The 17524-nt window shown below is 69.6% G+C and carries 19 protein-coding genes and 6 pseudogenes; 15 read left to right on the forward strand and 10 right to left on the reverse strand.

The window, feature by feature from the left end; translation table 11 throughout:
* Window positions 1-185: 185 nt before the first annotated feature.
* The 7 genes and pseudogenes from G4G28_RS26140 to G4G28_RS29170 form a co-directional block, all read left to right on the forward strand.
* Window positions 186-1082, forward strand: a pseudogene (locus G4G28_RS26140) (PAS domain S-box protein); the annotation flags it as partial.
* Window positions 1083-1447: 365 nt separating this feature from the next.
* Entirely contained in the window at window positions 1448-2125 is a 678-nt protein-coding gene (locus G4G28_RS12960; RefSeq protein ID WP_183107421.1) for a response regulator, read from the forward strand.
* The gene (locus tag G4G28_RS26145; protein ID WP_229507613.1) at window positions 2112-2441 is read left to right on the forward strand and encodes a helix-turn-helix domain-containing protein; all 330 of its coding nucleotides are present in this window, start codon (window positions 2112-2114) and stop codon (window positions 2439-2441) included. The genes G4G28_RS12960 and G4G28_RS26145 overlap by 14 nt, the downstream gene beginning before the upstream one ends.
* Entirely contained in the window at window positions 2393-2740 is a 348-nt protein-coding gene (locus G4G28_RS26150; RefSeq protein ID WP_229507614.1) for a response regulator, read from the forward strand. The genes G4G28_RS26145 and G4G28_RS26150 overlap by 49 nt, the downstream gene beginning before the upstream one ends.
* A 20-nt stretch (window positions 2741-2760) precedes the next feature.
* Window positions 2761-3615 (forward strand): annotated as a pseudogene (locus G4G28_RS29160) (histidine kinase dimerization/phospho-acceptor domain-containing protein); the annotation flags it as partial.
* A gap of 95 nt (window positions 3616-3710) precedes the next feature.
* Window positions 3711-3833, forward strand: a complete 123-nt coding sequence (locus tag G4G28_RS29165; RefSeq protein WP_183108469.1) for an ATP-binding protein — start codon at window positions 3711-3713, stop codon at window positions 3831-3833.
* A 64-nt stretch (window positions 3834-3897) separates the two neighbouring features.
* Window positions 3898-4347, forward strand: a pseudogene (locus G4G28_RS29170) (PleD family two-component system response regulator); the annotation flags it as partial.
* On the opposite strand, the pseudogene G4G28_RS12990 reads toward G4G28_RS29170, so the two are convergent.
* The 5 genes and pseudogenes from G4G28_RS12990 to G4G28_RS28335 all read right to left on the reverse strand — a co-directional run bounded on the left by G4G28_RS12990 (window position 4344) and on the right by G4G28_RS28335 (window position 7361).
* Window positions 4344-4683: pseudogene (locus G4G28_RS12990) on the reverse strand (sensor histidine kinase). The pseudogenes G4G28_RS29170 and G4G28_RS12990 overlap by 4 nt on opposite strands.
* A gap of 50 nt (window positions 4684-4733) precedes the next feature.
* Complete coding sequence (locus tag G4G28_RS12995) at window positions 4734-5597, reverse strand: cell wall metabolism sensor histidine kinase WalK (protein WP_183107423.1); 864 nt, start codon at window positions 5595-5597, stop codon at window positions 4734-4736.
* Entirely contained in the window at window positions 5594-6604 is a 1011-nt protein-coding gene (locus tag G4G28_RS13000; protein WP_183107424.1) for a cache domain-containing protein, read from the reverse strand. Before G4G28_RS13000 ends, G4G28_RS12995 begins: the two co-directional genes overlap by 4 nt.
* 187 nt (window positions 6605-6791) lie before the next feature.
* The gene (locus tag G4G28_RS28330) at window positions 6792-6920 is read right to left on the reverse strand and encodes a hypothetical protein (protein WP_308600540.1); all 129 of its coding nucleotides are present in this window, start codon (window positions 6918-6920) and stop codon (window positions 6792-6794) included.
* Window positions 6921-7076: 156 nt separating this feature from the next.
* The gene (locus G4G28_RS28335) at window positions 7077-7361 is read right to left on the reverse strand and encodes a TetR family transcriptional regulator (RefSeq protein ID WP_308600541.1); all 285 of its coding nucleotides are present in this window, start codon (window positions 7359-7361) and stop codon (window positions 7077-7079) included.
* Window positions 7362-7542: 181 nt separating this feature from the next.
* Between G4G28_RS28335 and G4G28_RS13010 the strand changes: the two are divergent.
* From G4G28_RS13010 to G4G28_RS26170, 7 genes and pseudogenes are all read left to right on the forward strand, one after another.
* Window positions 7543-9053, forward strand: a pseudogene (locus G4G28_RS13010) (flavin-containing monooxygenase).
* Window positions 9050-9859 carry an SDR family oxidoreductase gene (locus G4G28_RS13015; protein WP_229507616.1) on the forward strand — a complete coding sequence of 270 codons (810 nt, stop codon included), beginning with the start codon at window positions 9050-9052 and terminating at the stop codon, window positions 9857-9859. The pseudogene G4G28_RS13010 and the gene G4G28_RS13015 overlap by 4 nt, the downstream one beginning before the upstream one ends.
* Window positions 9856-10824, forward strand: a complete 969-nt coding sequence (locus G4G28_RS13020) for an alpha/beta fold hydrolase (protein ID WP_183107425.1) — start codon at window positions 9856-9858, stop codon at window positions 10822-10824. The genes G4G28_RS13015 and G4G28_RS13020 overlap by 4 nt, the downstream gene beginning before the upstream one ends.
* Before the next feature lie 110 nt (window positions 10825-10934).
* Window positions 10935-11912 (forward strand): MYG1 family protein, encoded by a 978-nt coding sequence (locus G4G28_RS13025; protein ID WP_183107426.1) that lies wholly within the window; start codon window positions 10935-10937, stop codon window positions 11910-11912.
* Between the two features lie 194 nt (window positions 11913-12106).
* Window positions 12107-12313 (forward strand): hypothetical protein, encoded by a 207-nt coding sequence (locus G4G28_RS26160; protein ID WP_229425056.1) that lies wholly within the window; start codon window positions 12107-12109, stop codon window positions 12311-12313.
* A gap of 23 nt (window positions 12314-12336) precedes the next feature.
* Window positions 12337-12738 carry a hypothetical protein gene (locus G4G28_RS26165; RefSeq protein ID WP_229507617.1) on the forward strand — a complete coding sequence of 134 codons (402 nt, stop codon included), beginning with the start codon at window positions 12337-12339 and terminating at the stop codon, window positions 12736-12738.
* The gene (locus G4G28_RS26170) at window positions 12636-13238 is read left to right on the forward strand and encodes a metallophosphoesterase (RefSeq protein ID WP_229508088.1); all 603 of its coding nucleotides are present in this window, start codon (window positions 12636-12638) and stop codon (window positions 13236-13238) included. Before G4G28_RS26165 ends, G4G28_RS26170 begins: the two co-directional genes overlap by 103 nt.
* 80 nt (window positions 13239-13318) lie before the next feature.
* Here the strand turns inward: G4G28_RS26170 and G4G28_RS13035 are convergent, their stop codons facing one another.
* Together G4G28_RS13035 and G4G28_RS13040 are read right to left on the reverse strand one after the other, a co-directional pair.
* Window positions 13319-13705 carry a hypothetical protein gene (locus G4G28_RS13035; protein ID WP_182988582.1) on the reverse strand — a complete coding sequence of 129 codons (387 nt, stop codon included), beginning with the start codon at window positions 13703-13705 and terminating at the stop codon, window positions 13319-13321.
* A gap of 158 nt (window positions 13706-13863) precedes the next feature.
* Window positions 13864-14376, reverse strand: coding sequence for a hypothetical protein (locus G4G28_RS13040; RefSeq protein WP_182988583.1), 513 nt, complete (start codon window positions 14374-14376; stop codon window positions 13864-13866).
* A gap of 210 nt (window positions 14377-14586) precedes the next feature.
* Here G4G28_RS13040 and xth point away from each other — a divergent pair, with 210 nt between their 5' ends.
* On the forward strand, window positions 14587-15360 hold the full coding sequence (gene xth, locus G4G28_RS13045) for an exodeoxyribonuclease III (protein WP_183107427.1): 774 nt from the start codon (window positions 14587-14589) through the stop codon (window positions 15358-15360).
* Window positions 15361-15566: 206 nt separating this feature from the next.
* On the opposite strand, the pseudogene G4G28_RS13050 reads toward xth, so the two are convergent.
* The 3 genes and pseudogenes from G4G28_RS13050 to G4G28_RS13060 all read right to left on the reverse strand — a co-directional run bounded on the left by G4G28_RS13050 (window position 15567) and on the right by G4G28_RS13060 (window position 17517).
* Window positions 15567-16121: pseudogene (locus tag G4G28_RS13050) on the reverse strand (ATP-binding cassette domain-containing protein).
* Window positions 16122-16123: 2 nt separating this feature from the next.
* The gene (locus G4G28_RS13055) at window positions 16124-16819 is read right to left on the reverse strand and encodes an amino acid ABC transporter permease (protein WP_182988586.1); all 696 of its coding nucleotides are present in this window, start codon (window positions 16817-16819) and stop codon (window positions 16124-16126) included.
* Between the two features lie 2 nt (window positions 16820-16821).
* Window positions 16822-17517 (reverse strand): amino acid ABC transporter permease, encoded by a 696-nt coding sequence (locus tag G4G28_RS13060; protein WP_183107428.1) that lies wholly within the window; start codon window positions 17515-17517, stop codon window positions 16822-16824.
* Between the last annotated feature and the right edge of the window lie 7 nt (window positions 17518-17524).

Consider the following 17524-nt stretch of genomic DNA (forward strand, 5'->3'; position numbering starts at 1 on the left):
CCGCGGCAAGGTGTTCACCGACCCCGGCGGCGGCCAGCGCCGCTTCGCCGGCATCGCCGTCGACATCACCGCGCGCAAGGCCGCCGAACAGGCCCTGCGCGACACCGGAGCGCGCCGCCTTGCGCGCTACGGCCCGCGCCGACGAGAGCCGGCGCCGCCTCGACGCCCTGCTCGACGCCGCCCCTGTGGGCATTGTCTATGTCGACGCGGCCGGCGGCCTGCTGGCGGCAAACGCCACCAACCGCGTGATCTGGGGCGAACACCCGGCGCCGGCGGCGACCGACGAGTATGCCGCCTGGCGCGGCTGGTGGCCTACCGGCAGCGAGCGTGCCGGCCAGGTCGTCGGCGCCCACGAATGGCCGCTCGCCCTTGCCCTGGCCGGTGCCGACACCGCCGAGGCGACGGTCGAGATCGAACCCTTCGGCCGGCCGGGCGTGCGCAAGACCATCCTGGTGCGGGCGCAAGCCCTGCGCGACGAGCATGGCCTGGTGGCCGGCGCCGTCGCCGCCAACATGGACGTCACCGCCCAGGTCGCGGCCGAACGCGCGCTCCAGGCCAGCGAACAGAAATTCCGCAACATCACCAACCTGATGCCGCAAATGGTCTGGTCGTCGGGCGTCGACGGCCGCGACCAGTACGTGAACCGGCGCTGGCATGAATTTACCGGCCTCGAGCGACTGGGCGACGCGCGCAACGGCTGGCGCGCGCTGGTCCATCCCGACGACCTGCCTGAATTGCTCGGGCGCTGGCGCGAGAGCTTCACGCGACACCAGCCCTTTGAACTCGAGCACCGGCTGGCGCACCGCGATGGCGGCTACCGCTGGGTCATCAGCCACGCCCTGCCCTTTGCGCTCGATGGCGGCCCCGTCACCCACTGGATGGGCACGCTGACGGACATCCACGACCAGAGGGCGAGCGAAGAGGAACTGCGCGCCGCCGCGCGCCGCAAGGACGAGTTCCTGGCGATGCTGGCGCACGAGCTGCGCAATCCGCTCGCGCCGATCAGCAATGCCGCCCAGCTCCCGGCCATGGCCGGCCTGGATGCGGCGCGGGTACGCCAGTCGAGCGAGGTGATCACCCGCCAGGTACGCCACATGACGGCCCCGGTCGACGACCTGCTCGACGTTTCCCGGGTCACGCGCGGCCTGGTTGCGCTCGAACGCGTGCCCCTCGACCTGGGTACGGTGGTGCGCGGCGCAATCGAGCAGGCGCGCCCGCTGATCGACGCTCGCGGCCACCAGCTGTCCGTCGCCTTCGACGGCAGCGGCCTGATCGTGGACGGCGACCGCACGCGCCTGGTGCAGGTGCTGTCGAACCTGCTCAACAACGCCGCCAAGTACACGCCCCGGCGGGCGCATCGCGCTGGTCGTCACCGCCAACGGCGACGCCAGCGTCACCGTCGCCGTGCGACAGCGGCATCGGCATCGCGCCCGACATGCTGCCGCACGTGTTCGACCTGTTCACCCAGGCCGAGCGCACGCCCGACCGCTCGCAGGGCGGATTGGGACTGGGCCTGGCGCTGGTGCGCAGCCTGGTGCAACTGCACGGCGGCGCCGTCGAGGCCAGCAGCCCCGGCCTTGGCCAGGGCAGCACCTTCAGCCTGACCCTGGCCGGCACGTCGGCCTCCCCCGCGTCCGGCGCGCTGCCCGCTGGCGCGCCTGCCGCACGGGCAGCAGCCGTGGCACGCCGGGTACTGATCGTCGACGACAATGTCGACGCCGCCGCATCGCTGGCCGCGGTGCTCGGCGAACTTGGCCATGCCGTCGCCTGCGCCGGCAGTTCGCGCGAAGCGCTGCTGCTGGCCGACGGCGACTGGCCCGAGATATTCATCCTCGACATCGGCCTGCCCGACATCGACGGTTACGAACTGGTGCGCCGCCTGCGCACCGCCCAGGGCCAGCGCCCGGCGTGCTTCGTCGCGCTGACCGGCTATGGCCAGGCACGGGACAAGGTGCTGGCCCACGGCGCGGGTTTCGACCACCATTTCGTGAAACCGGTCGAACTGGCGGCGCTGCGGGCCGCCATCGATGCCGAGATCACGCTTTCCCCCCTCGCGGGCACAGCCGGCCATCACCGAAGCGTCCAGGCCGACGAACCAGAAGTTGAAGATTATGCGAAAAACTGACGACGACAAACAGGACCTGGCCTACAACGCCGCCGAGTTCTGCTCCACCAAAGACGCCGCGCGCCTGCTGGGCGTGTCGCACCGCACCGTCCAGCTGTGGGTCGAAAACGGCGCGCTGCAGGCATGGAAGACCGCGGGCGGGCACCGCCGCATCACGATCGCGTCGGTCAACCGCCTGGTCGAGGCGCGTCGCCAGGCCACGGTGGCCCCGCCGGTCGGCCCCGCCCGGGGCCGCGCAAGCTGCTGCTGGTCGACGACGACCGCACCATGCTGCGCCTCTACGAGCTCGAGATCGCCGGCTGGGGCCTGCCGGTGACGGTGCTGAAGGCGCACGACGGCTTCGAGGCGCTGCTGCGCATCGGCGAACAGCGCCCGGACATCCTGGTGAGCGACCTTTCCATGCCCGGCATGGACGGCTTTCGCATGATCCGCACGCTGCGCGCCGATCCCGCCTGCGCCGAGATGGCCATCATCGTCGTCAGCGGCCTGGACCGTCCGACGATCGAATCGATGGGCCTGCCCCGCGAAATCCCGGTCTTCCCCAAGCCCGTGCCCTTCACCCAGCTGCGCGCGGCGGTCGAGCATGCCCTCGCCGGCGCGCCCGTTGCGGCCTGACGCCGGGCCACGCTAGCGCCATGCCTGACCCGCTGCTGCCCACCGACGTAGCGCTGCTACCGCCGGCCCTGTTCGACGCGCTCTCCGACAGTCTGCTCGTCCTTGGGGCCGACGGACGGGTGCTGCTCGCGAACCGCGCCGCGGGCGCCCTGTTCGGGCTCGACCCGGCCGAGCTGGCCGGACGGCAGGCGCAGGAACTGGCCGTCGAGGCCCTGCCCGGCTCGGCCGAGGTGGCGGCCGCCGGCCCCCTGCTGCGGCGCCAGCTGAACGGGCGCCGCCCCGACGGCACCAGCTTTCCGCTGGAACTGGCGGCCAGCATGATGACGGTCGGGGGCGAACGGCGCCTGGCCCTGCTGCTGCGCGATGCCGCGCCGGCGATCGAAGCGGCCTGGCGCGACCGCGCCGCCGGCGAGCGCCGCCACAAGACCTTCCAGCTGGCCTCGCACGAGCTGCGCACGCCGCTGGCGAGCATCGTCGGCTTTTCCGAACTGCTCATCAAACGCGACTTCGACCAGGCCAGCGCGCGCGAACTGCTCGAGATCGTGCATGCCCGGGCAGGCCTGCTCTCGACCGTCGTCACCCGGGTGCTCGACCTGGCGCGCATCGAGGCCGGCGGGCGCCATCTGCTCCGCTGCGCGGCCGAACCGATCGAGGGCGTCCTGACCCGGGCACTGGGCAGCGTCGCGCCGCTCGGCCAGAACGGGCGCATCCGCCTCGAACTCGCACCGGGCCTGCCGCCCGTCGCCGCCGACGCGCACCGCCTGCAACAGGCGTTCGCCAACGTCCTCGCCAACAGCATCGCCTACTCGGACCCGCCCACGCCGATCACTGTCAGTGCCTGGCTCGACACCGGCGCGGTTGCCGTGCGGGTGGCGGACGCGGGACGCGGCATGAGCCTTGACGAGCGCGAGCGGCTGTTCGAAGCGTTCTACCGGGGCCCGCATGCGCACGGCCCGGCACCGGCCTGGGCATGGCGATCTTCAAGGAGATCATCGACCTGCATGGCGGAAGCATCGAGGTCGAGTCGAACCCGGGCCGCGGCACCGCCGTCACGGTGCGCCTGCCCCTTGCCGGAGCCTTGCACCATGGGTGATGCCATCCTGGTCGTGGACGACCAGCGCGAACTGCGCCTCCTGATCCGCCTGAGCCTCCTGGCACTGGGACGGGTCGAGACCGCCGGATCGGTGGGGGAAACGATGGACAAGGTGCGCAGCGACCGGCCGCGCCTGATCGTGCTCGACGTCTCGCTCGGCACCGAGAGCGGCCTGGAGCTATGCCGGGCGCTCAAGTCGGATCCGGCAACGCGGGAGATCCGCATCATGCTGCTGTCGGCCCACGGCCAGCAGGCCCGATATCGCGGCCGGCATGGCCGCCGGCGCCGACCGCTACATGCTCAAGCCGTTCAGCCCGCGCGACCTGCTGGCGGCCGCCGCCGAACTGATGACCTAAGTACTCGACCGGAAATAAATGTGAATTTTGGCAAACAGAACCGGATGCGGTGCAAGGCGGCGAGCGCGCCGCAGTGCGAGCACTGCAAGCACGAGCCAACGCAGCAACGCGCCGGTTATGGAAGCCAAAAACACATTTATTTTTGGTCGAGTACTTAGACCCCGCCAGGGGCGGCTACGCCTCCACGGGCAATGCGTGGCGCCAGCGCGGGCGCGGCCACCGCCTCGTTGTAGCGCCCCGGTGCCCGCGGCAGCGTGACGTGGAAGACGGCGCCGCCACCGGGCGCGTCGCCGATCGCGATGCCGCCGCCGTGCTCCTCGACGATGCGCTTGCAGATCGCCAGGCCCAGGCCGGTGCCGCCGCTGCGCCCGTCCTGCGGGCCCGATCTGGACAAAGGGTTTGAATACGCGCTCGCGCTGGTCCGGCGCGATGCCGGGGCCGCGGTCGGACACCGACAGGCGCGCACCACCCTCGAGCGGTGCCGGGAACAGCATCACCGCGCTGCCCGGCGGCGCCACCTTGATCGCGTTCGACAGCAGATTCGTCAGCACTGGGTCATGCGGTCGGCGTCGAAGGTGGCCGCCAGCCCGGGGTCGGCGCCGGCATCGAGCACCAGTTCGACCTGGCGCGCCGTGGCCATCGCGCGCATGGTGCGCATTGCTTCGCGTGCCAGCGGCAGCAGGAGCTGGGTGCGCGGCGCGAAAGACATCATGCCGGCCTCGATCTTCTGGATGTCGAGCATGTCGTCAACGAGGCGGTTCAGGCGCAGGCAGTTGGCGTTGCAGATCTCGATCACCTCCTGCACATCGAGCGGCAACTGGCCCAGCGCGCCCTCGGCGAGCAGCGCCAGCGAGGCGCGGATCGAGGTCAGCGGCGTGCGCAATTCGTGCGAGACGGTGCCGACGAACTCGTTCTTCATCTGGTCGATCCGTTTGCGTTCGGTGATATCGCGCAGGAAGATGCTGAAGACCGCCGCCGCGCCCGCCCCGGTCAGGCTGGTGCTCATTTCCACCGGAATTTCCAGGCCGTGGCGGTCGGTGACGACGCGCTCGATACGCTCGCCCAGCATGCCCTGCTGCCCGTTTTCCACGAACGCCAGCATGGGCGCCGATTCAGGCGGGCGGAAGCGTTCCGGCAGCATCAATTCCACCAGGTCATGCCCGATCGCCTCGTGGCGGCGCCAGCCCAGCAGGGCTTCGGCCTGGCTGTTCCATTCCTTGATGCGGCCCTCGAGGTCGGCGGCGATGAAGGCATCCTGCGAGGCGTCGACGATGGCGCGGATGCGCGCTTCGCTGGCCTGCACTTTCTCCGTGGCGCCGCGCAGTTCGTGGGTGCGCGCCTCGACCAGCACCTCGAGCGTGCCGTTCAGTTGCTGCAACTGGCTGCGGCGCGCCTCGAGGTCCGTCACCGGTGTTGAGCGACTCGCGCAGCGCGCGCACCTCGGCATAGCCGCCGGCCTGCGGCACCAGCGGCGCCGCCCCGTCCTTGAGCGCGCTGGCCGCGCTGGTCAGGCGCTCGAGCGGGCGCGTGATGCGGCGCGCCAGCGCCACGCCGGCCAGCGAAAACACCAGCGCCAGGGCGACCCCGCACCAGAGCATGTAGCGGCGCATGGCGCGCACCGGCGCATAGGCGCTGTCGACGTCCTGGCGCACCAGCACGGTCCAGCCCAGTCCGCGGTAATTGGCATAGCCATTGCCCGGTGGTAGCCGACCACGTAGTCGCGCCCGTCGCGCCAGCGCTCGAGCACGAACCCGCCCTGGCGCTCGGTGGCGGCGCGGTACAGGCTGCCCAGGTGAGGCGGCGATCGAGCAGGTTCGACGGTCCCAGCAGCACGCGCCCGGTGCGGTCGAGGATCAGGGTATCGACCGGGCTGCGGCGCGCGACCGAACCCACCACCGAACGCTCGACTTCGCGCGCCCAGTTCCACGACAGGTGGGTGCCGAGCACGCCGCGGATCTTGCCGCTCGCATCAGCGAAGGGAAAGGACAGGTCGACGAAGCGGCGCGGCTCGGCCTGGGTCGGCAGCAGCCTGGCCAGCAGCACCGCCTCGTGGACGTCGCCGACATAGCCGTCGAGCAAGCCTTCGCGGAACCACGGGCGTGCCGACACATCCGCGCCGACCAGCAGGCCGTTGCCGGTAGCGCGCACCTTGCCGTCGACGCCGACCACGCCGATCCATTCGTAGTAGCTGTAGCTCTGCTGCACGCGCGCCAGCGCGCGTGCCAGGGCGGCGCCGTCGGTGTTCGGGTCGGTGAGCGCGGGCTGCGCGGCCATCAGCGCCACTTCGCGGTAGCGCTCGAACATGCCGCGCTCGAGCTTGTCGGAGGTCTGGGCGGCCAGGTCGGCGAGACCCTGGCCGATCGCGTTCTCGGCGTCCAGGATCGCGCGCCGCTCGACGAGCGTGACCAGCGCCACCGTCAGGACGATCGACAGCAGCGAGAACGCCAGGGGCGAGCTGGGTGGCGAGGCCGCCTGGCAGGAATTTGTTCAGTTTGCTGTACAAGTCACCCTCATATTGCTTTTGACCAACAATTGCACCCTAGCACGGGAGCGCGCCACCGGCGCACCCGGGCGCATGTGGAATGAAGGCGTGCCCGGCCGCTCATGCCGGCGCCCTCCCCGCCGCCGGCGATGGCCGGGCAAGCACCATGCCCGGGCGCAGCGCGGTTTCGGTGACCTCGGCCAGCGGCGGCTGGTAGCCGTCGTCGATCCAGTGCAGGGCAATGTGCATGACACCGCCGACCACGCCGGCCTGCAGCAGGGAGTCGGCGGGGCTCGCCGGCGGGCCAGGCGCGTCCGTCCCCCTTGCCGGTGCGGCAAGCTCGCGCGCGACGGCGGCGCCGATCGCCCGCAGAGGCCGCGTCGAAGGCCCTGTCCACTTCCCGGCTCACGCCGCGGATCTCGACCAGGAAGACGCGCCCGAAGCCGGATCGCGCTGCAGCGCCGCGAAGTAGGCCGCGAGCATGGCGCGGGCGCGGGCCACGCGGCCGCGGCCCGCGGCCCGCGCTGCCGCGGTGATCTCGCCGAAGACGCCATAGGTGACGGTATTGAAGCAGGTGACCAGCAGCGCTTCGCTGTTGTCGAAAGACTCATAGAAATAGCGTTCGGTCAGCCCTGCCGCTTCGCACACGGCCTTGACGGTGGCCTGGCGATAGCCGCGTGCGCCATACACGGCCAGCGCGGCGGCGATCAGCCGGGCGCGGCGCTGGGCACGGCGCTCCTCGGGGAGACGCCGCGGTAGGCGCGCGCAACAGGTGTGTCAGGAGTCATGGCCCCATTTTGACACATTTGCTTGTCAGTCAGAAAGTGACAATGTACAGTGTCACTTCATTAAAAATACAATTCGAGACACCATGTTGACCCCGCAATCCTCCGGCACTGCGACCCAGGCCGGATTGCATCACGACGCGCCCCTCGACGTGCTGATCGTCGGCGCCGGGCTGTCGGGCATCGGCGCCGCGGCCATGCTGCAGGAACGCTGCCCCGGCAAGCGCTACGCCATCCTCGAGGCGCGCGGCGCCATCGGCGGCACCTGGGACCTGTTCCGCTACCCCGGCATCCGCTCCGACTCCGACATGTACACGCTCGGCTACGGCTTCAAGCCTGGCTGGACGCGAAAGCCATCGCCGACGGCCCGGCGATCCGCGCCTACATCCGCGAGACCGCCGCCAGCCACGGCATCGAGCCGCACATCCGCTTCCACCACAAGGTGGTGCGCGTGACCTGGTCGAGCGCAGATGCCTGCTGGACGGTCGACGCCGAGCATGGTCCGAGCGGCGAAACGCGCCGGCTGCGTACCCGTTTTCTCCACATGTGCAGCGGCTACTACGACTACGACCAGGCCTACCGGCCGCGTTTCGAGGGTGAAGAGGCTTACCGCGGACGCATCGTGCAGCCGCAGTTCTGGCCCGGGGACCTGGACTACGCCGGCAAGCGCGTGGTCGTGATCGGCAGCGGCGCCACCGCCGTCACGCTGGTGCCGGCGATGGCCGCACAGGGCGCACACGTGACGATGCTCCAGCGTACGCCCACCTATGTGGTGGCGCGCCCGTCGGAATACCGTTTTGCGCAGCGCCTGCAGCGGCACCTGCCGCCGAAACTGGCCTACTGGGCCACGCGCTGGCGCGTGATCCTGGAAAGCATGCTGCTGTACCGCCTCGCCCGCAGCAAACCGGAGCTGGCGAAGAAGAAGATCGTCGAGATGGCGCGCCACCAGCTGGGGCCCGACTTCGATGTCGCCACCCATTTCACCCCAAGCTACAAGCCCTGGGACCAGCGCGTCTGCGTGGTACCGGACGGCGACCTGTTCCGGGCGATTCGCCGCGGCCAGGCTGAAGTCGTGACCGACCACATCGCCCGCTTCAATGAAAGCGGCATCGTGCTCGCTTCGGGGCGCGTGCTCGAAGCCGACGTGGTGGTGCTGGCAACCGGCCTGTCGCTGAGAGTGCTGGGCGGCGCGACGATCACGGTCGACGGCCTGCCCTTCGACCCAAGTGCCGCCATGTCGTACAAGGGCATGATGCTGAGCGACATGCCCAACAGCGTCATGACCTTTGGCTACACGAACGCTTCCTGGACCCTGAAGGCCGACCTGACGGCCGGCTACGTCTGCCGCCTGCTGAAGTACATGGACAAGCATCGCGTGGACATCGCCGTGGTGCGGCGCGAAGCGGGCGTGCAGCCGGAACCCTTCCTCAGCTTCACCTCGGGCTACGTGCAGCGGGCGGCAAGCCTGCTGCCGAAGCAGGGTTCGCGCCGGCCCTGGCAGGTCTACCAGAACTACCTGCAAGACATGTTCACCATCCGCTTCGGGCGGATTGCCGACGGCGTCATGCGCTTCGGTGCGAAAGGAGGCATGCCGTGAACCTCACGAACCGTGTCGCCCTGGTCACCGGTGCCGGCAGCGGCATCGGCCGCGCCACCGCCGTCGCCCTCGCCCGCCGCGGCTGCCACCTGGCGCTATGCGACATCGACGCCGCCGGCCTGGAGGAGAGTGCCTGGATGCTCGGCACCCGGGGCGTGCGCGTGACCACCCATGTGCTGGACGTGGCCGACCGCGAGGCCGTGCGCGCCCTGCCGCCCGCCATCCACGCCGCCCACAAGCGCCTCGACGTCCTGGTCAACAATGCCGGCGTCGCCACGGGCGGCAGCTTCGAACAGGTGAGCGAGGCCGATTTCGACTGGCTCATGGAGATCAATTTCGGCGGCGTGGTGCGCATGACGCGCGCCTTCCTGCCGCTGCTGCGCGCCAGCGACGAGGCCCGCATCGTCAACGTGTCGAGCATCTATGGCATCGTCTCGCCGCCGGGCCAGGTGGCCTATTCGAGCAGCAAGTTCGCGGTGCGCGGCTTTTCCAACGCGCTGCGCCACGAGCTTGAAGGCAGCACCGTCGGCGTCAGCGTCGTCCATCCGGGCGGCGTGACCACGGCGATCGCGCGCAGCGCCCGGTGCCCGCTGGCACCCCGCTTGAAGATGTCGAACGCGGACGCCGCCTGGCCGAGCGACTGCTGCGGTTGCCACCCGAGGCCGCCGGAGAAATCATCGCCCGCGGCATCGAGGCGCGCGCCGCGCGCATCCTCGTCGGCACCGACGCCAAAATCGTCTCCCTCCTCGAAACGCCTGGCGCCCGTGCACTACTGGCGCCTACTCAAGAAAGCCGCTTCCCGATGAACGTACTCCTGTTTGCCCTCGGCCTGACCCTGTTGATCTTGCTGGGCCTGGCCTTCTTCAGCGCCCGCACCGCACGCCGCATCGAAGGCTTCCTGCCGCCGCGCGGGCGCTTCGTCGAGGTGCCGGGCGCGCGCCTGCACGTTCGCGAACTGGGCGAGACTGACGCCGACCGCCCGGCGATCCTGCTGGTGCACGGGCTGGGCGGCCAGGGTGCCCACTTCGACTACGGCGTGGCGCAGCAACTGGCCGCGCATTTCCGCGTGATCGTGGTCGACCGCCCGGGCTCGGGCCACTCGCTGCGGGGCCCCGGTGCCGGCGCCGACGTCTCGGCCCAGGCCGCGGCGCTGGCCGCCCTCATTGCCCAGCTGAAGCTGGTGCGTCCGGTCGTTGCCGGCCACTCGCTGGGCGGCGCGATCGCGCTGGCGCTGGCGCTCGAGCATCCGGCGTCGGTCGGCGCGCTGGCGCTGGTGGCGCCGCTGTCGCACGCGCCCGAAACGGCGCCGGCAGCGTTCCGCGCCCTGACGATCGAGACCGGATGGCTGCGCAGCCTGTTCGCCTGGACCCTGGCCACCCCAGCCTCGATTGCCGGCAGCAAGAAGGTGTTGGCCGCCGTGTTTTCCCCGGAAGCGGCGCCGCGCGACTTCGCCGTCAAGGGCGGCGGCCTGCTGGGCCTGCGTCCGCGCGCCTTTCTGGCAGCGTCGAGCGACATGCAAGCGATACCGCTGCGCCTGCCGCAGCTTGAGGCGCGCTATGGCGAACTGGCGCTGCCGGTGGCGGTGCTCTACGGCCGCCAGGACGCCATCCTCGACTGGCGCAAGAATGGCCAGGCGCTCGCCGAGAAGATTCCCGGTGCGCGGCTGGAACTGGTCGAAGGCGGCCATATGCTGCCGGTGACCCAGCCGGAGCACACGGCCGACTTCGTTGCCCGCGTCGCCGGTTCCGTCCCGGTCGCGGCTGGCCACTGAGCCACTTTCCCCGCCAGCCGGACTGGCGCGCGTCGCAAGCGCCGCGGATGCTATCGTAGGCGATGGGCACGGCACGGTGCCGCACCCGGCAATCTGATATTGGAGCACGTATGCTGGTAGTAACTCATGGAGGCAAGTTCCATGCGGATGATGCCTGGGCGGTCGCGGTACTGGCCATCCTGTTTCCCGACTGCGAGATCGTGCGCACACGCGACCCCGCCATCATCGGGTCGGCCGACTTCGCCATCGACGTCGGCGGCATCTGGGACCCGGCCACGGGCCGCTTCGACCATCACCAGAAGGGCTTTGCAGGCGCGCGCCCGAGCGGCGTGCCCTACGCCAGCGCCGGCCTGGTCTGGCGCGAGTACGGGGCGCGCTGCGTCGCTGCGCTCGCAAGCAGCCACGCGGGCACCACGCTGAGCCCGGAGACAGCCCAGCAGATTGCCTATGCCATCGACGCCGACATCGTCCAGTACCTCGATTTGTCCGACGTCGGCGCGGCCAAGAACGCTCCCGGCGGCTATGGACTCTCGGCCGTCGTTTCGGGCTTCAACCCGAACTGGCTCGACGAAGAACGCCTGGGCCATGGCGAGCCGACGGAAGCCTACCGCCTCGGCCAGTTCAGGAAGGCGATGACCCTGCTCACCGACATCATCGTCAATTCGGTGAAATACCGCGTCGGCGCCATCCTCGCGCTCGACCAGGTGCGCGGCGCCGAGCCCCTCGAAGGCGGCCGCGTCCTGTTCCTCAAGAACGCCGCCCTGCCCTGGACCGCCGTCGTGCGCAAGGAAATGCCGAAGGTGCTGTTCGTGATCAGCCACAGCATCGCCGAAAGCCGCTACCTGATCCACACGGTGCCGGTCAGCGCTGAAAGTTTCGAGGCGCGTGCCGACCTGCCCGAGCCCTGGGCCGGTTTGCGCGACGCCGACCTGGCCGCGGTCACCGGCGTGCCGGACGCGACCTTCTGCCACAACGGCCGCTTCATCGCGGCCGCCAAATCCTACGAAGGCATCCGCACCCTGGCGCGCCAGGCGCTCGATGCGGTCGACTCGGGCGCGACCACGCTGGCCGAGGCGCTGGCGCGCTGAGCGGGCGCGCCCGGGCGGCGTGGCCTGGCGCGCCAGCAGGATCCCGCATGGACGGGCCGCCCGGCAATGCCGCGCCGCCCGTCCATGCCGACACGGGAATCCCGGATGAGTTAAGATCGGTGCCGCAGCGGCCGCCGCACGCGTGCGCCGGCCACTTTCCGTCGACCTCCCCTTGCGCTGACCGCCCTGTTCCCATGTTCTCCATCGTCCTCAACATCGTCGGTACCCTGATGCATTTCTATGTGGCGCACCGGCTGCAGCGCATTGCGTTTGTGCGCGCCAACGTCGCGCCAGGGAGTTGGTGGCTGGCCGCCCTCGCCGTCTGGCTGGTCTACCTGGCGGGCATCCACCGGGCGCGGGCGCCATCGACTGGCGTTGGCTGCCGGGGCAGTTCGCGCTGACCTGGCTGGGCATCCTGTTCCTGATGACCCTGTGCCTGCTGGTGGTCGACCTGGCGACCGGCTTCGGCCTCTGGTGGCGCACGCGCGTTTCGCACCTGCTGGGCGGTGCGGCGCTGGCGGGCGTGGTGCTGAGCGGATTCGCCATCTACCAGGCCGTGCGCGCGCCTGCCGTGGTCGAATACGAGGTGGTGATGAAGGATTTGCCGCTCGGGCTCGACGGCACGGTGCTGGTGGCGCTGTCGGATCTGCACCGGGCGCGCAGCGCCGCTCAGGCTGGATGCAGGCGCGCGTGGCGCAGGTCAACGCGCTGCAGCCTTCGGCGGTGCTGCTGCTGGGCGACCAGGTCGACGATGCACCGCTGGGCGAAGCGCGCCTGGCCGAGGTGCTGCACGGGATCACCGCGCCACGGGGCGTCTGGGCCGTGACGGGCAACCACGAATACTACGGCGATGCCGCCACCACGATGGCCGAGTTCAAGGCCGGCGGCGTGCACTGGCTGCGCGACGAGGCGGTGACGCTGGTACCGGGGCTGCGCCTGGCCGGCATCGACGATATCGGCCGCACGATGCATGCCAGGGGCGACGTCACCGCCGGCCTCGTGCGCACGCTGGCGCAGCCGCTGCCCGACGTGGCCAGCGGCGCTGCCAGCGGCGCCACCATCCTGCTGTCGCATATTCCGGCCGACGCGGTGATACGGGAAGCTGCCGCGCACGGCGTCGGCCTGATGCTGTCCGGGCACACCCACGGCGGCCAGGTCTGGCCCTTCAACTATCTCGTGGCGCAGCGCTTCCCGCAAGTCGTGGGGCGGCACCTCGTGGGCGACATGACGCTCGTGATCAGCCGCGGCGCCGGCAGTTGGGGGCCGCGCATGCGCCTGTGGCGGCCGGGCGAGATCGTCAAGCTGACCTTGCGCGCGCCGCACTGAGGGATAGTCCCGGACTTCGTCGCCGCACCATGCCCTGAAGCCCGGGCCGGCGCTGCCTGGGCGCGCCAGCCCGGGTGTCGTCAGCGGTTGCCGTCCTCACGTGCCGAGTTGCCCTCGTCGCGATCGGTCTCGGTGCTGCGCATGCCGCCAGCGCCCTGCTGGTTCAGGCCGCCGGATTGCCCCGCGGACTGGCGGTTGCCGGCGCCCTTGCCGATGCCTTCCATGCCAGTCTGCACCTGGCCGCCCATCGTGCCGGCGTAACCCTGCTGGTCCCCTTCCTGCGCCGAGCCGTCGTCGAGCAGGTCGTCGGTACGGGTGGCGGACTGCTGGCTGGCGTCGCCCCGGTCCAGCTTGCCGCTGTCGCCGGTTCCGCCTACCCCCATGCTGCCGGCACTGCTGGTGCCGTTCTTCGTGATCTGGTCCCAGGATCGGCCGCTGACATCCTTCTTGTCGGTACTCGTGGACATGTTCATCTCCTCGTTCAATGGTGTGGGCGATGATAGCTTTCTGGCACGACGCCGCAATAGGCACACCGGCGACGCCGCTGTAGGACTCGGCGCACGGGCAAAAAAAGCGGCGCCTGATGGCACCGCTATCGCTCGGCCGGGCACACAGCCCGCGCCGATTACTTCTTGAAGTACAGGGCGCGGCCCGACAGCTTGATGGTGCCGGTGCCGGTGGCCATGTCTTCGCCGCCGGTCAGCAGGCCGCCGCCGGTCGATTTCGCGAACTTGCCGGTGCCGCCGGTGATCTGGAAGGTGGCGCCCGAGAACACATACTTGGTGCCTTCGCCGGTCGGCACCATCTGGCCGCTGTAGTTGGCGAAGATCTGGTCGCCGCTGGTGGTCATGACGATGAACTTGCCATTGCTGAAGTTAAACAGTGGCGGGATCGGCGTGATGCAGTCGGTCGCGATGAAGACAACCTTGCCGCCCATCAGCTTGCTCTCGCCATGGCCGCTGATGGTGCCGCCGAACTGCGACAGGCAGCGGCTGGCGGGTCCTACGGCTTCGACGAGCACGCCCTCGACATCGAGCGGCTCCAGTACCCATTCGCCTGCCGATGCGGTAGCCGAGGCGGCCAGCAACAGGGAAGCGATGGCTGGGGCGACGTACGCGCGCAGGGAAGATTTGAACATGTGTTTCTCCGGTATTGATGGTGGGTTTGATGAAGATCAAATAGTATCTATTTTGCAAAAATCCTCGCGCACAATCACTCAGCCGTGTCGCAACCAAGATACATTTATTCGCGGTAACAAAAGATGCTGCGCACGTGCATTTTCCTAGCCGTGCGCCGCCATCGGACAGGCTGCGTTACAAAACCTGCAAGCTCATCGATTGGAGAAACCATGCGTGTCGCCACTTTCAACGTGAATGGCATCGGCAGCCGGCTCGGCGCCCTGTTGCAATGGCTGGAAGAGACCCGGCCGGACGTGGCCTGCCTGCAGGAATTGAAGGCGCCGCAGGAGCGCTTCCCGCTGGCCGAGATCAATGCCGCCGGCTACGGGGCGATCTGGCAGGGGCAAAAAAGCTGGAACGGGGTGGCGATCCTGGCGCGCGGCACCGAACCGGTCGAGGTCACGCGTGGCCTGCCGGGCGACGACAGCGACGAGCAGAGCCGCTACCTGGAGGCCGTGGTCGGGGAAGTGGTCATTGCCTGCCTGTATCTACCGAACGGGAATCCGGCGCCGGGCCCGAAGTTCGACTACAAGCTGGCCTGGTTCGAGCGCTTCATTGCGCGCGCCGCCCAGCTGGTCGAGACCGGTGCGCCGGTCGTGCTGGCCGGCGACTACAACGTCATCCCGACCGAGCGCGATGCGTACAAACCCGAGCGCTGGGTGACGGATGCCCTGTTTCGGCCCGAGTCGCGCGCCGCCTTCGAGCGCCTGCTGGCCCGTGGCTGGACGGACGCGCTGCGCGCCACCCATCCGGACGAAGTGATCTACACCTTCTGGGATTACTTCCGCGATGCCTACGGCCGCAATGCCGGCCTGCGCATCGACCACCTGCTGCTCAGCCCTGCGCTGGCGCCGGCCCTGCGCAGCGCCGGCGTCGACCGCGACGTGCGCGGCCGCGAAAAGCCGAGCGACCACGCGCCGACCTGGGTGGAACTGGACCTGTAGGCAGACCCGGCTCAGCGCCCGCTGCGATCGGCCAGGAACTGCTGCGCGCGCGGGTGCGTCGGATTGCCGAAGAAAGCGTCGGGCGTGCCCGTCTCCGAGGATGCGCCCCTCGCTCATGAACCAGACGCGGTCGGCCACGTCGCGCGCAAAGCCCATCTCGTGGGTCACGCACACCATCGTCATGCCCCCGTGCGCCAGGCGGCGCATCACCTGCAGCACCTCGCCCACCATTTCCGGGTCGAGCGCGCTGGTGGCTCGTCGAACAGCATGACCGGCGGGCGCATCGCCAGCGCGCGCGCGATGGCCACGCGCTGTTGCTGCCCGCCCGACAGCTCGTGCGGATAGGCGCCCGCCTTGTGGGCCAGGCCCACCTGCTCCAGCAATTCCATGGCGTCGGCACGGGCTTGCCCCCTTGCCGGCGCGCTTCAGGCTCACGGGAGCAAGGGTGCAGTTCTCCAGCGCCGTCAGGTGCGGAAACAGGTTGAAGTGCTGGAACACGAAGCCGATGCCGGCGCGCAGCGTTTGACGTCGACCCCGCGGCCGTGGATGCCGCGCCCGTCGACCTCGATGCGCCCGTCGTCGATTTCCTCGAGGCGGTTCAGGGTACGGATCAGGGTCGACTTGCCCGAACCGGAGGGGCCGCACACGACCACCACCTCGTTCTTCGCAACGCGCCCGGTGACGTCCCTCAGCGCGTGGTAATCGCCGTACCACTTGTTCACGCCCGTGAGGGCAATCATCGTGTCAGTCTCTGGTGTCATAGTCAATGTAAAGCGGGTGCGGCGCGGCTGCCCAGGCGCCGCTCGAGCAGGAAGGCCAGGCGCGACAGGCCAAAGCACAGCACGAAGTAGGTCAGGGCCAGCACCAGGTAGACCTCCACCGCCTTGGTGAATACCAGCGTGTTGACCTGGGTGGCAATGAAGGAGACTTCCGACAAGCCGATGATATAGCCCAGCGAGGTGGCCTTGATCGTGGCCACCAGCTGGCTGACGAGCGACGGCAGCACGTGGCGCAGCGCCTGCGGCAGCACCACCAGGCGCAGTGCGGCGCCATAGCCCAGGCCCAGCGAACGCGCGCTTTCCATCTGTCCTTTCGGCAGCGAACGGATGCCGGCCGCGACGATTTCGGCGAGGTAGACGGCGTCGAACAGCACCAGCGTCATGAGCATGGTCGTGACCTGCCCGGTTTTCACACCCGTGACGGCCGGCAGGAAGAAGTAGGCCCAGAACACCACCAGCAGCAGCGGCAGCGCACGTACGACCTGCACCAGCGCCGCAACCGGCCAGCGCACGGCGCGCCATGGACTGACGCGCGCCACGCCCAGCAGGAGGCCGAGCGGCATGGCGAGGAGCAGCGCCGCGCCTGAGAGCAGCACGGTCAGCGTCAAGCCGCCGAGCGGCCCGTTCGGATACTGCCCGATGAGGAAATACAGCCAGTAATCCTGGATCAGTTCAATCATCTTCACACCGTCCTGACCGGGAAGCGGCGCGCATACAGCTGCGCGGCCAGCGAAATCAGCAGCGACACCGTCAGGTAAGCGAGCGTGGCAAACGTGAAAGCCTCGGCGCTGCGGAAGGTCGCCGTCTCCACGCGCGCGGCCTGGTACATCATCTCGGCCGCGCCAATGACGGTGGCGACGCTGGTGTCCTTCCACAAATTCACCGTTTGCGACAGCAGCGGCGGCACGGCGATGCGGATCGCCTGCGGCATCAGCACCAGGCGCACGCTGGCGAAGCGGCCCAGGCCCAGCGAGCGGGCCGCTTCCAGCTGCGCGGCGGGGACGGCGCGGATGCCACTGCGAATATCCTCGGCCATGTGCACCCCGCTGTAGAGCGCCAGGGCGATGGTGGCGCAGATGGCTTCGGGATTGCTGTCGTAGAGCGCCATCTTCACCGGCTCGGGCAGCAGCTCGGGAAAGGCGAAATACCAGAACAGCAGGTGTGCCAGCAGCGGCACGTTGCGGACGCCCTCCACCACCGACGCGCCGATGGCGCGCAGCGCGCGGCTCTGCGACGTGCGCATCAGCGCGAGCGCGGCGCCCAGCGGCAGCGCCAGCACGAAGCTGGCGGCAAGCAGTTGGAGGGATAGGAAGAAGCCTTGCAGCAGCCAGTCATGGTACTGGCCGGACTGCAGGATGGCGGGGTCGAAAAACGTCAACGGCTGT

The organism is Massilia sp. Dwa41.01b (genome assembly GCF_014171775.1).
Taxonomy (GTDB): Bacteria; Pseudomonadota; Gammaproteobacteria; order Burkholderiales; family Burkholderiaceae_D; genus Telluria.

Coding starts and splice junctions, on each gene's coding strand:
- G4G28_RS26145 (WP_229507613.1), top strand. CDS start 2,112: ATGCGAAAAACTGACGACGACAAACAGGACCTGGCCTACAACGCCGCC.
- G4G28_RS26150 (WP_229507614.1), top strand. CDS start 2,393: ATGCTGCGCCTCTACGAGCTCGAGATCGCCGGCTGGGGCCTGCCGGTG.
- G4G28_RS29165 (WP_183108469.1), top strand. CDS start 3,711: ATGGCGATCTTCAAGGAGATCATCGACCTGCATGGCGGAAGCATCGAG.
- G4G28_RS28330 (WP_308600540.1), bottom strand. CDS start 6,920: ATGCACATTGCCCTGCACTGGATCGACGACGGCTACCAGCCGCCGCTG.
- G4G28_RS13020 (WP_183107425.1), top strand. CDS start 9,856: ATGAACGTACTCCTGTTTGCCCTCGGCCTGACCCTGTTGATCTTGCTG.
- G4G28_RS13025 (WP_183107426.1), top strand. CDS start 10,935: ATGCTGGTAGTAACTCATGGAGGCAAGTTCCATGCGGATGATGCCTGG.
- G4G28_RS26160 (WP_229425056.1), top strand. CDS start 12,107: ATGTTCTCCATCGTCCTCAACATCGTCGGTACCCTGATGCATTTCTAT.
- G4G28_RS26165 (WP_229507617.1), top strand. CDS start 12,337: ATGACCCTGTGCCTGCTGGTGGTCGACCTGGCGACCGGCTTCGGCCTC.
- G4G28_RS13035 (WP_182988582.1), bottom strand. CDS start 13,705: ATGTCCACGAGTACCGACAAGAAGGATGTCAGCGGCCGATCCTGGGAC.
- G4G28_RS13040 (WP_182988583.1), bottom strand. CDS start 14,376: ATGTTCAAATCTTCCCTGCGCGCGTACGTCGCCCCAGCCATCGCTTCC.
- xth (WP_183107427.1), top strand. CDS start 14,587: ATGCGTGTCGCCACTTTCAACGTGAATGGCATCGGCAGCCGGCTCGGC.
- G4G28_RS13055 (WP_182988586.1), bottom strand. CDS start 16,819: ATGATTGAACTGATCCAGGATTACTGGCTGTATTTCCTCATCGGGCAG.